The following is a 12632-nucleotide window of genomic DNA, read 5'->3' as shown; positions in this document are numbered from 1 at the left end:
CTGAGTATATGGGGGCGCTGAGATGAGATTCAATCGCCGAAACCGTAAAAAGCATGAAAGGGGCAAAAAGCCCCTTCCATTTGATTAAAAATCAGACATTTACTCTGATGCAGCTGCCTGGGTTTCGGGATTCTCGTAGATCATCAAGGGCGCAGAGTCCCCTTTGATCACGGTCTCGTCGATCACCACCTTGCTGACCCCTTCCAGAGAAGGCAGGTCATACATGGTATCCAGCAGCACGGCTTCCACGATGGAACGCAGACCACGAGCACCGGTTTTACGCTCCATCGCCTTGCGGGCAATGGCGTTGAGTGCGTCGTCACGGAACTCGAGCTCAACCCCTTCCAGATCGAACAACGCAGCGTACTGTTTGGTCAGCGCGTTTTTCGGCTCTTTCAGGATCTGGATAAGGGCAGACTCGTCCAGCTCGGTCAGGGTCGCGACCACCGGCAGACGGCCGATGAATTCGGGGATCAGACCATACTTGATCAGATCTTCCGGCTCTACCTTGGCGAAGGTCTCGCTCAGGGTGGCCTTGGCATCCTTGGATTTCACCTCGGCGCCAAAACCGATACCGGTTCCCTTCACGGAACGCTGCTCGATCACCTTGTCCAGACCGGCAAAGGCACCGCCACAGATAAAGAGGATCTTGGAGGTATCAACCTGCAAGAACTCCTGCTGCGGATGCTTGCGACCACCTTGCGGCGGCACGGAAGCGATGGTCCCTTCGATCAGCTTGAGCAGTGCCTGCTGTACCCCTTCCCCGGAGACATCACGGGTGATGGAGGGGTTGTCCGACTTGCGGGAGATCTTGTCGATCTCGTCGATGTAAACGATGCCACGCTGGGCCTTCTCCACGTCGTAGTCGCACTTTTGCAACAGCTTCTGGATGATGTTCTCCACGTCCTCGCCCACATAACCGGCTTCGGTCAGGGTGGTCGCATCGGCCATGGTGAACGGCACATCCAGCAGACGAGCCAGAGTCTCGGCCAGCAGGGTCTTGCCGCTACCGGTCGGGCCAATCAGCAGGATGTTGGATTTGCCGAGCTCAACACCACTGTTTTCGCCGCTGTTGCGCAGACGCTTGTAGTGGTTGTAGACGGCAACGGCCAACACCTTCTTGGCGTACTCCTGCCCGATCACATAGTCATCGAGATGAGCGCGGATCTGATGAGGGGTCGGCAGCTCGTTACCATCGCGCTTGGGCGAGATCTCGCGGATCTCTTCGCGGATGATGTCGTTGCACAGCTCGACGCACTCATCACATATGTAGACGGAAGGGCCAGCGATCAGCTTGCGCACTTCATGCTGGCTTTTGCCGCAAAAAGAGCAGTAGAGCAGCTTATCACCCTCACCCTTGCGTTTCTCTGTCATTCAGCAACCTCGTTTTATCAATAGAGGATGGATCGGCCTGTTGAGTTTACAACAGACCGGGACACCCTGCTCAGCTACGCTGGCTCAGGACACCGTCAACCAGACCATAGGCCACGGCCTGCTCGGCGGACATGAAGTTGTCACGATCGGTGTCACGCTCGATGGTAGCCATGTCCTGACCGGTGTGGAACGCCAGGCGCTCGTTCAGGGTATTTTTGATCTTCAGGATCTCCTGGGCGTGGATCTGGATATCAGATGCCTGACCCTGGAAGCCACCCAGCGGCTGGTGGATCATCACACGGGCGTTAGGCAGGCAGAAACGCTTGCCCTTGGCGCCACCGGCCAGCAGGAAGGCACCCATGGAGCAGGCCTGCCCCATGCAGACGGTGCTGACATCCGGCTTGATGAACTGCATGGTGTCGTAGATGGACATGCCCGCAGTCACCGAACCACCCGGCGAGTTGATGTAGATATAGATGTCCTTGTCCGGATTCTCGGACTCGAGGAACAGCAGCTGGGCAACCACCAGATTGGCCATGTGATCTTCAACCTGACCAGTCAGGAAGATCACCCGCTCTTTCAGCAGACGGGAGTAAATATCGTAGGAACGTTCACCCTTGGCAGTCTGTTCGACCACGATGGGGACCAGCGCATTGCTGGGAGAATCGGTCATATCGTTATAGTTCTTGTACATAAGGCATTGTCCCTAAAATAAAATGGCCCGAGTGGAGATCACACGAGCCATTATACTTAACAGTCTTGACCTTAAGTCAAATGTTCTTAGGCAGCGGCGCCAGACTTGTTGATCACTTCGTCAAAGGCAACTTCTTTTTCGGTCACTTGCGCTTTGGACAGGATCAGGTCGATAGCTTGATCTTCTACTGCCAGGTTACGAACGCCGTTCAGCATCTGTTCGTTCTTCTGGTAGTACTCGATCACTTCCTTCGGATCTTCGTAGGCAGTCGCCATGGACTCGATGATGCTGGTTACGCGGGCATCGTCAGCCTTGATCTCGTTGGTGCGGATCACGTCACCCAGCAGCAGGCCTACGCGTACACGACGCTCGGCTTGAGCCTGGAACAGTTCAGCCGGCAGCTCGGGAGCGTTGCCGCCCTGGAAGCCACCGAAGCGCTGCAGAGCCTGCTGACGCAGTGCGTCGATCTCTTGAGCAACGGCAGCTTTCGGCAGGTCGATTTGGTTGGCTTCAACCAGACCGTTCAGAACCTGCTCTTTCACGCTGTTTTTCAGGGCTTGAGCCAGTTCGCGCTCCATGTTCTTGCGCACTTCGGCTTTCAGCTCTTCAACAGAACCGCTTTCGATACCGAAACGCTTCACGAACTCTTCGGTCAGCTCAGGCAGGATCTGCTCTTCAACCTTGATCAGCTTGGAAGCGAACTTGGCTTCTTTGCCTTTCAGGTTTTCAGCGTGGTAGTCAGCCGGGAAGGTCACTTCGATGGTGAACTCGTCGCCCGCTTTCTTGCCCATGATGGCGTCTTCGAAGCCCGGGATCATGCGGCCAGCGCCCAGCACCAGGTTGAAGCCTTCAGCTTTGCCGCCGTCGAACTCTTCACCGTCGATGGAACCAACGAAGTCCATGGTCACACGCATGCCATTGGCAGCGGCAACATCGGCATCAGCCCAGGTAGCGTGCTGCTTGCGCAGGGTGTCGATCATGTTGGCCAGATCTTCATCCTTCACGGTCGCAACCGGCTTCTCGACCTTGATGGTCTCGAGACCTGCAACTTCGAACTCCGGATACACTTCGAAAGTGGCGGTGAATTCGAAATCCTGACCTTCTTTGATCTCTTTCGGATCCATGGTCGGGGCACCGGCCGGGCTCAGTTTGTTTTCGATGATGGCTTTGATGAAGTTGCTCTGCATCATTTCATCAGCAACGCGGGCGTGAGCCATGGCGCCGAACATCTTCTTGATGATGGCAACCGGAGCCTTGCCAGGACGGAAACCGTCGATGCGACGAGTTTTGGCCAGGCCATTCAATTCTTTACGCACAGCGGCGTCTACGGTAGCGGCCGGTACAGTGATGGTAAGACGGCGTTCCAGACCCTGGGTTGTCTCTACAGAAACTTGCATTCTTCTACCTCGTTCAACTCAGCACTGTGTGCTGACCCTTTATTGCCCCTGGGCAAAGCCCGGAGTCTTCCTGTTTATAAAGACAACGATATGTCTTTGTGATGAGAAAATATGACGCGGCATTATAGCGGCGCACTTTGGTCGAGTCGAGCTACACATCCCCCACATTGAGCGGCGTGCAAGCACAATTCGTGCAAAACTGCCCTTTATATGGGGAGAGAGGTGCCCGACTTCAACTATCCGATGGCAATAATTTTGCGTTTGCTCACCTTTTTTCATCCGAACGCCGCTTTATTACCCATCTTTCGCCGAAAAACAGCCCACCGTTGCGGGCGGCGACTCAATTTGACCAGCCAAATGGCGATTGGACCAATCAACCATTGCGTCCCTACCCCTCCCTCGTTATGGTGGCAACCAAATTGATGATCTGGAGTCACTCACATGGCCTTTTTCCGCTTCTTGTTCAATCTGCTCTGGTTTGTACTGGGAGGTGTCTTTATGGGCCTGGCCTGGTGGCTGGCCGGTCTTGTCTGCTTTATCTCGCTGGTCGGCATCCCCTGGGGACGAGCCTGCTTCGTGATCGGCACCTTTACCTTCTTCCCGTTTGGCAAGCAGGCGGTCAATCGCAAGACCATGACCGGCCAGAGCGATATCGGCACCGGCACTCTGGGGCTGATTGGCAACATCCTCTGGTTTGTGCTGATCGGCGTCTGGCTGGCCATCGGCCACATCGCTTCCGCGCTGGCCTGCTTCGTGACCATTATCGGTATCCCGTTCGGTATCCAGCACCTCAAGCTGGCACTCATCAGTCTGGCGCCCATCGGCCAGATGATAGTGACCAACCAGGAGGCGGAATCGGGCCGCTATATCCGCTAAACACGGGAAATGCGCGGGCAGACGCTGCCCTGCAACGAAAAAAAGGGCAGACTAGGGTCTGCCCTTTTCTATTCTCTTTTGTTGAGGCCGTCATGTTACCCAGCCACTTTTTCGCCAATCTCGCCCGCATGAAACTCATCTACCGCTGGCCCCTGATGCGCAACATCCAGCCGGAAAACATCGCCGAGCACAGCCTGCAGGTCGCCATGGTGGCCCATGCCCTCGGCATCATCAAAAACCGGCTGTTTGACGGCAGCGTGAATGCCGACCGCGCCGCCGTGATGGCCCTCTACCACGACAGCAGTGAGGTGCTGACCGGCGATCTGCCTACCCCGGTCAAATACTTCAACCCCGAAATTGCCCGCGAGTACAAGAAGATAGAACTGGCCGCCGAGCAGCGTCTGCTTGGCATGCTGCCGCCGGAACTGGTGGAGGACTTTCGCCCCCTGCTCGATTCGGCAGCCCAGGATGACGAGCTGGCCAGGCTGGTCAAGGATGCCGACACCCTCTGCGCCTATACCAAGTGTCTGGAGGAGATCAACGCGGGCAACCGGGAGTTCGAACCGGCTCGCAAGCGCCTCGAAGCCATGCTGGAGGCCCGGATGAGCGATGAGATGCGCTACTTTATCGACACCTTCGTGGCCAGCTTCTCGCTACCGCTCGATGAGCTGAACGCGCACTAAGCAACGCAACACGATCTGAAAACAGAAGGGCCCACCGGTTTGCACCGGCGGGCCCTTCGTTCTTTATCAGCGAGTCAGATACCGCGTATCAGTGACCCAGCTCGCGGGAGGGCACCAGACCGCTCGCCCGCCAGGCGGGATAGAGGGTCGCCACCAGACTCATCAGGATGGCGGCGCCCGTCACGATGAGCAGATCCTGCATATGCAACTCGGTCGGCAAGAAGTCGATAAAGTAGATATCCGGATTGAGGAAGCGGTGGCCAATAAGCTTTTCGACAACGCTCAGGATCTGGGTCAGCTTGCTGGAGAGCAGACCACCCAGCAGGGCGCCAAGCAGGGCACCGGCCACGCCGTTGACCATCCCCTGAATGACGAAGGTAAGCCGGATCTGGCCAGGGCTCGCCCCCATGGTCTTCAGGATGGCGATCTCGCTGCGCTTCTCGTTCACCGCCATCACCAGAGTGGAGACGATGTTGAAACAGGCGACGGCCACCACCATCAGCATCACCACATACATGACGGTACGCACCATCTGGATGTCCTGATAGAGGTAGCCCTGGCTGTTCATCCAGCTGCGGATATAGACGTGATGAGGGAACTGCTGCGCGGCGGCTACGGTGATGGATTGCGCCTTGAGCACATCGCTCACCCGCAGGCTGAAGCCCTCCACATCGCTGCCCATGCCGGTGATCGCTTGCGCATCGGCCAGATGCATAAAGCCGAGCAGGCCGTCGAGCTGACCGCCGATCTCCAGCAGCCCCACCACGGTCAGGGCTTCACGGCGAGGATTCTTGATCCCCGCCTGATCGCCCCCTTGCGGCAGCAGCAGGGCGACCGAGTCCCCCACCTTGACCCCCAGCTTGTCGGCAATAGTCTTGCCAAGGATCACCCCACGTTCACCCGGTTGCAGCTCACGCAGACCGCGGCCCGTCATGTATTTGCCAGCATCCGACAGATTGGCTTCCAGATCGGGCAGCACGGCGCGCAGTTGCACCCCCTTGAGGGCAGAGCCATGCTCCAGCAGGCCATTGAGGCGAATGACTGGGGCAGCCGCCTCAACGCCCGGCTGTGCCAGCAGGTAGTCACGCAGACGCGGCCAATCCGGCAACGGCCGCTCGACGGCGTCCAGCTCACCTTGCGGCACGACCGAGAGCACCCGATCTTTGAGCTCCCGCTCGAAACCATTCATGGCAGAGAGGCCCAGGATCAACGCCATCACCCCGAGGGCGATACCGATCAGGGAAGAGGCAGAGATAAAGGCGATAAACCCGTTGCGACGGCGGGAGCGGCTATAACGCAGGCCCAGAAAGAGGGGCAGCGGTTTGAACATCAGGCAACCTCCGCCATCACGCCGCTCACCAGGGTCACCCGGCGATGGAGCTTGGCCGCGAGGCTCAAGTCGTGAGTCACCACCACAAACGCAGTGCCCAGTTCACGATTCAGTTCACACAGCAGTTCGTACACCGCGGTGGCACTGGCGTGATCCAGATTGCCGGTAGGCTCATCCGCCAGCACCAAGCTCGGTTCGTTGACCAGCGCCCGGGCGATCGCCACCCGCTGACGTTCGCCACCAGAAAGCTCGGAGGGACGGTGGTTCAAGCGATGGGAGAGCCCTACCCTACCCAACATTTTGGTCGCCTTTTCGGTGGCAATCGCCACCGACTCACCGGCGATCAGCAGCGGCATGGCCGCATTTTCCAGCGCACTGAACTCGGAGAGCAGATGGTGGAACTGATAGACAAAGCCCAGCTCGCGGTTGCGAAAGCGAGCCTGGGTACGGCTATCCCAGTGGTGTATATCCTCCCCCTTGAACAGCACGGCGCCACTGGAGGGGTTGTCCAGCGCCCCCATCAGGTGCAGCAGAGTGGTCTTGCCGGAGCCGGAGCTCCCCACCACCGCCAGCATTTCACCGGGCGCGACGCAGAGATCGATCCCCTTGAGCACCTGAGTCTCCAGCTCCCCCTCTTTATAGACATGGTTGAGCGCCTGGCAGCGCAGCAGAGGTTCACGGGATACGGCTTCATTCATAACAGGGGCTCCACTTACGCCAGTGACCACAGAGGCACCAGTAACAACGCCGGTACTCGCACCGGAGGTAACAACAGAAGATGTATTATTCACGGCATTACTCATAACGCAGCGCCTCGGCCGGTTTCACCCGCGCAGCGCGGGCCGCCGGATAGAGGGTGGCACTGAAGCTCAGCAGCACGGCGCCCAGCAAAATGGTGATGACCTGAGCCGGCTCGACAATCACCGGCAAGCCACTGCCGCCAGCCGCCATATAGAGGTTGAGCCCCACTGCATTGAGCAGGGGGTTGAGACCAAGGGAGAGCGCAAGGCCTGCCAATCCGCCAAACAGAGCGCCAATCACCCCGCTGGAGGCGCCAAGTACCATGAAGATTTTGACGATCCCTGATTCACTCATACCCATGGTGCGCAGGATGGCCACTTCGCCCTCCTTGTCCGTTACCACCATCACCAGCGCGGAGAGGATGTTAAAGGTGGCGACGGCGATGATCAGCACCAGCATCAGCCCCATCATCCGTTTTTCCATGGCGACCGCCTGGAACAGCTCGCCCCGCTCGCGGCGCCAATCCTGCCATAGCAGCCCATCCGGCAACGGTGTCTTGATCACCTCGTCGGCCGCAAACGGATCATCGAGCCAGAGGCGAATGCCACCGACGGTTTCTGGCGGCAGGCGCAGCAGCCGCTGGGCATCCCCCAGCGCGATCAGCGCAATCTGGTTATCCACATCTGCGCCGACCCCGAAGATACCGGAGACGGTAAAGAGGCGCTGGGCCGGTACCCGACCAAACGGAGTGAAGCGGGTCCCTTCGGTCAGGATCAGCCGAACCTGATCGCCGATGGAGACATTGAGGCGGCGTGCCACCCCCTGCCCCAGCACGATGCGGTAGTGACCGGCCTGCAGGGTATCGAGGCGCCCACCCAGCATCTGGGAGTGCAGGATGTCATCCTTGGGCCACTTCGCAGGATCGATGCCCTGCACACTCACCCCGGTCAGCTGGCCGGGGCTTTGCAGCATCCCTTCGCTGTCGAGCATGGGGGCCGAGGCGACCACATGGGGTAATTTGGCCAGATCCGGCAAGCCTTGCGGGTCTGCATCAATGCGGCCAGCCTGATTGGTCACCACCACATGAGGGATCACCCCGAGGATGCGCCCTTTGAGCTGCCCTTCGAAACCGTTCATTACCGAAATGACCACCATCAGGGCGGCAACCCCGATGGCGATGCCAAAGGTAGAGAACAGGGAGATAAATGAGACGAAGCGATTGCTGCGCTTCGAGCCTGCATAACGCAGGCCGATGGCCAGCGAAAGGGGCTGAAAAAGTCCGGTCTTCAAGGATATGTACGTTGCCAACAAAATAAGATACCGGATAATAAAGGGAAACCGTCCATGACAACAAGGGATAGCCTCCATGCAGGAACAGTTCTTCAGCGTCACTCATGCCACGCCGGTCAATGTGATCCCCATGCCGGCCGACTTCCACCTCCCCTCTCTGGAGGAGCTGGACGCTGAGCTGCCGGAGCCCTTTCGGATCTCTTCGGCCATTACCTCCATCGATCTGGTGACCACTCGCCTGCTGCGCAACCAGAACGAGTCGATGCACGATCTGATTGAGATCGTCAATCAGCAGTCCCGCAAGATCGACATGATCATGGGCTATGTGCTCTCCCTGCAGGACCATCCGGAGCAGCGCTTTCACACCCTGCGCTTCGGGGCTGGCCAGCTCACCTACCTGCACCCCTATCATGATCACGGGGATGCGCCGCACCTGCACCAGATCGTCCGCCTCAAGATTTTCCTGCGGGAAGAGGCGGCCGCCATCTACTGCTATGGCCAGGTCAAACAACTCGACGGCGGTGAACATGGCACCCATGTGCAGCTCGACTATGTGCGGATCCGCGAAGATGACCGTGAACTGCTGGTTCGTGCCAGCCTCCACGTACAATCGAAGCAGCTCAAGCTGCGCGCCCAAGAACGTCAGCGCTAACCAGAGCGAACGTCAGCGATAGATAACGTCAACGTTAAAAGAATCGAACCATGCCAATGACACTCCCCGCCTTGCCCGCCAAAGCGGGCCAAAAAATCACGCTCGGCCAGCTGGTCGGCAGCAGCCTCTCGCTGATTGCAGCCCGTCTCACCAGTGAAGCCAAGGGGCCGGTACTGCTTATCACCGCCGATACCCCGAGCGCCCTGCGCCTGGAGCAGGAGCTGCAGTATTTGCTGGCAGACAAGCAGCTAGCCGATCAGTCCACCCCCGTATTGCTGTTCCCCGATTGGGAGACCCTGCCCTACGACACCTTCTCTCCCCATCAGGACATCATCTCCCAAAGGCTCGAGACTCTCTACAAGCTGCCGCAGATGAGCAAGGGGGTGCTGATCGTCCCCATCTCCACCCTGATGTTGCGCTGCGCACCCCGGGTCTATCTCGACAAATACAGCCTGATGGTGAAGGCCGGTCAGCGCCTCAACCTGCAACAGCTGCGCGGGCGGCTGGCCGAGGCGGGTTACGTGGCGGTGGATCAGGTGCTGGAACATGGCGAATTTGCCGCCCGCGGCTCCCTGCTCGATCTCTTCCCCATGGGCAGTAGCAGCCCCTATCGCATCGACTTCTTCGACGATGAAGTGGACTCCATCCGCCCGTTCGATCCCGAGACCCAGCGCTCCAGCGAACCGGTCAAGACGGTCAGCCTGCTGCCCGCCCGGGAATACCCTACCGACGAGGCGGCCATCGAGCTGTTTCGCGGCCAGTTCCGCGAGCAGTTCGAGCTGTCGCGGGCCGAGGGTTCCGTCTATCAGGAGGTGAGCAAGGGGCGCTGGCCCGCCGGCATCGAGTACTATCTGCCGCTCTTCTTCAACCAGACCGCCAGCCTGTTTGACTACCTGCCGGAAGAGACCCTGCTGCTCACGGTGGGGGATATCTACCCCGCCGCCCAGCGTTTCTGGAACGACATCGGCCAGCGCTATGAAGACAGACGCTGGGACAACACCCGCCCCCTGCTACCCCCAGCCCAGCTCTATCTGCCGGTAGAGCAGCTCTTTGCCTCTCTGGGCCAATATGGCGCGGTGCGGCTGCAAGAGGCCGCCACTGCGGGCGATGCTGGTCAGCACGATCTGCCCATCTCGGCGCTGCCCGATCTGCAACTCGATCACAGCAAGGAGCAACCCTTGCTGGCGCTCAACCAGTTCCTGCAAGGCTTTGCCGGGCGCACCCTGTTTGCGGTGGAATCCGAGGGGCGACGAGAGGTGCTCGGCGATCTGCTGGCGCGTATCTCGCTGCAACCTAAAGAGTTCCCCTCCCTCGACGCCTTTATGGCGAGCCCTGATCGCTACGGCCTGCTGGTTGCACCGCTTGAACGTGGCTTCCTGTGGCAGGAGGCCGGTCAGGATCCATTGGCGCTGATCACCGAGACCGAACTGCTGGGCGGCAAGGTGCGCAGCAAACGGGCGCGAGAGAAGAGCAAAAACTTAAGCTCCGATGCGGTGATCAGAAACCTGGGCGAGCTGACCCAGGGTCAGCCGGTGGTCCATCTGGATCACGGGGTCGGCCGCTATCTTGGACTGGAAACCATCGACGCTGGTGGTCTGCCCACCGAGTTTTTGACCCTCGAATATGCCGGCGGCGACAAGCTGTTCGTGCCGGTCACCAGTTTGCACCTTATCAGCCGCTACACCGGCTCTGATAACCCGCCCAGCCACAAACTCGGCGGCGAGGCCTGGAGCAAGGCGCGGCGCAAGGCGGCGGAGAAGGTGCGCGACGTGGCAGCCGAGTTGCTGGATGTCTACGCTCATCGCGCCGCTCGCGCCGGGTTTGCCTTCAAGCACGACAAAGAGGCCTATCGCCAGTTTGCCGCCAGCTTCCCGTTCGAGGAGACGGAGGATCAGCTCAACGCCATCAATGCGGTGCTGGGGGATATGTGTCAGGCCAAGAGCATGGACCGACTGGTGTGTGGCGACGTAGGTTTCGGCAAGACCGAAGTGGCGATGCGGGCAGCATTTGTGGCGGTGCACGGCGGCAAGCAGGTTGCCGTGCTGGTGCCCACCACCCTGCTGGTGCAACAGCACTACGACAACTTCCGCGACCGCTTTGCCAACTGGCCGGTGCGGGTCGAGGTGCTGAGCCGCTTCCGCTCCGCCAAGGAGCAGAGCGCTGTGATGAAAGAGCTGGCCGAAGGCAAGGTGGATATCATCATCGGCACCCACAAGCTGCTCGGCTCCGAGCTCACTTTCAAGGATCTGGGCCTGCTCATCGTCGATGAGGAGCACAGATTCGGGGTGCGCCAGAAGGAGAAGATCAAGGCGCTGCGGGCCGATGTGGATATCCTCACTCTCACCGCCACCCCTATTCCGCGCACCCTCAATATGGCGATGTCCGGCATGCGGGATCTCTCCATCATCGCCACTCCGCCCGCCAAGCGGCTCGCCATCAAGACCTTTGTCCGCCAGCACGAACCGGCAGTGTTACGCGAGGCGGTACTGCGGGAATTGAAGCGTGGTGGTCAGGTTTACTATCTGCACAACGATGTCGAGAGCATCGAGAAGTGCGCAGCCGACCTGGCGGAGCTGGTGCCAGAGGCGCGCATTGGCATCGCTCACGGCCAGATGCGCGAGCGCGACCTTGAGCGGATCATGTCCGACTTCTACCACCAGCGCTTCAACCTGCTGGTCTGCACTACCATCATCGAGACCGGCATCGACGTGCCAAGCGCCAACACCATCATCATGGATCGGGCGGATCACCTCGGTCTGGCCCAGCTGCACCAGCTGCGGGGCCGGGTTGGCCGCTCCCACCATCAGGCCTACGCCTACCTGCTCACCCCCCATCCCAAGCTGATGACCAAGGATGCGGCCAAGCGGCTCGAGGCGATCGCCTCGCTTGAAGATCTCGGCGCCGGTTTTGCGCTGGCGACCCACGATCTGGAGATCCGTGGCGCGGGCGAACTGCTCGGCGATGATCAGAGCGGCCAGATTGAATCGGTCGGCTTCACCCTCTACATGGAGATGCTGGAGCAGGCGGTCGAGGCGCTGAAATCGGGCAAGGAGCCGTCGCTCGAGCAGCTGATGAGCCAGCACACCGAGGTGGAGCTGCGCCTGCCGGCGCTCTTGCCGGACGACTACATCCCGGACGTCAACATGCGCCTCTCCATGTACAAACGGATTGCGAGCGCAGCGGACGAACAGGAGCTGCGCGAGCTCAAAGTGGAGCTGATCGACCGTTTCGGCCTCTTGCCGGAGGCAACCAAAACCCTGCTGGAGCTGGCTGCCTTCCGTCAGCGTGCCACCGCCCTTGGCATTCGCCGGGTGGAGATGAGCGAGCGCGGCGGCTATCTCGACTTCACCCAGGAGACCAAGGTCAATCCGGCCTATCTGGTCAAGCTGCTCTCCAGCCAGCCAAGGGTCTACAAGATGGACGGGCCGACGCGGCTACGTTTCCAGGTGCCGACCCAGGATCGTGCGATGCGCCTGAAACTGGTGGATGGTTTGCTGGCTGATCTGGCCAGCAACAGCCTGTGAGTCTCTGCAGCGCTGGCGTCGAGCCAGAGAGATAACGCCAACTAAAACGGGAGCCATATCGGCTCCCGTTT

Annotated in this window: 10 protein-coding genes; 4 read left to right on the top strand and 6 right to left on the bottom strand. The window is 59.6% G+C overall.

Translation table 11 applies throughout. The features are described 5' to 3' along the window. Positions 1-99 precede the first annotated feature (99 nt). The 3 genes from clpX to tig form a co-directional block, all read right to left on the bottom strand. Positions 100-1374: an ATP-dependent protease ATP-binding subunit ClpX gene (gene clpX / locus AB5Y84_RS15235; RefSeq protein WP_005336977.1), complete on the bottom strand. Its 1275-nt coding sequence runs from the start codon at positions 1372-1374 to the stop codon at positions 100-102. Between the two features lie 70 nt (positions 1375-1444). Then, positions 1445-2068 (bottom strand): ATP-dependent Clp endopeptidase proteolytic subunit ClpP, encoded by a 624-nt coding sequence (gene clpP / locus AB5Y84_RS15230; protein ID WP_005336979.1) that lies wholly within the window; start codon positions 2066-2068, stop codon positions 1445-1447. 86 nt (positions 2069-2154) lie between these two features. After that, positions 2155-3465, bottom strand: a complete 1311-nt coding sequence (gene tig, locus AB5Y84_RS15225; protein WP_368177285.1) for a trigger factor — start codon at positions 3463-3465, stop codon at positions 2155-2157. A 441-nt stretch (positions 3466-3906) separates the two neighbouring features. Between tig and AB5Y84_RS15220 the strand changes: the two genes are divergently transcribed. Both AB5Y84_RS15220 and yfbR read left to right on the top strand, forming a co-directional pair. After that, on the top strand, positions 3907-4341 hold the full coding sequence (locus AB5Y84_RS15220; RefSeq protein WP_005336982.1) for a YccF domain-containing protein: 435 nt from the start codon (positions 3907-3909) through the stop codon (positions 4339-4341). Positions 4342-4433: 92 nt separating this feature from the next. Next, positions 4434-5024: a 5'-deoxynucleotidase gene (gene yfbR / locus AB5Y84_RS15215; RefSeq protein ID WP_088869144.1), complete on the top strand. Its 591-nt coding sequence runs from the start codon at positions 4434-4436 to the stop codon at positions 5022-5024. Positions 5025-5112: 88 nt separating this feature from the next. Here yfbR and lolE read toward each other — a convergent pair whose 3' ends face one another. The 3 genes from lolE to AB5Y84_RS15200 all read right to left on the bottom strand — a co-directional run bounded on the left by lolE (position 5113) and on the right by AB5Y84_RS15200 (position 8385). Then, positions 5113-6354, bottom strand: coding sequence for a lipoprotein-releasing ABC transporter permease subunit LolE (gene lolE / locus AB5Y84_RS15210; protein WP_005345089.1), 1242 nt, complete (start codon positions 6352-6354; stop codon positions 5113-5115). After that, positions 6354-7052, bottom strand: coding sequence for a lipoprotein-releasing ABC transporter ATP-binding protein LolD (gene lolD, locus AB5Y84_RS15205; RefSeq protein ID WP_236272764.1), 699 nt, complete (start codon positions 7050-7052; stop codon positions 6354-6356). The genes lolE and lolD overlap by 1 nt, the downstream gene beginning before the upstream one ends. A gap of 97 nt (positions 7053-7149) precedes the next feature. After that, positions 7150-8385 carry a lipoprotein-releasing ABC transporter permease subunit gene (locus AB5Y84_RS15200; RefSeq protein WP_005345085.1) on the bottom strand — a complete coding sequence of 412 codons (1236 nt, stop codon included), beginning with the start codon at positions 8383-8385 and terminating at the stop codon, positions 7150-7152. A 76-nt stretch (positions 8386-8461) separates the two neighbouring features. Here AB5Y84_RS15200 and AB5Y84_RS15195 point away from each other — a divergent pair, with 76 nt between their 5' ends. Continuing rightward, positions 8462-9037 (top strand): hypothetical protein, encoded by a 576-nt coding sequence (locus AB5Y84_RS15195; RefSeq protein WP_005351323.1) that lies wholly within the window; start codon positions 8462-8464, stop codon positions 9035-9037. A gap of 56 nt (positions 9038-9093) precedes the next feature. After that, positions 9094-12561 (top strand): transcription-repair coupling factor, encoded by a 3468-nt coding sequence (gene mfd, locus AB5Y84_RS15190; protein ID WP_368177301.1) that lies wholly within the window; start codon positions 9094-9096, stop codon positions 12559-12561. Positions 12562-12632: the final 71 nt, after the last annotated feature.

Origin of the sequence: Aeromonas sp. s11 (assembly GCF_040907945.1) — a bacterium.
GTDB lineage: Bacteria > Pseudomonadota > Gammaproteobacteria > Enterobacterales > Aeromonadaceae > Aeromonas > Aeromonas veronii.
The sequence above is the reverse complement of the archived record's forward strand: the minus strand, read 5'-3'. Positions and strand labels throughout refer to the sequence as shown.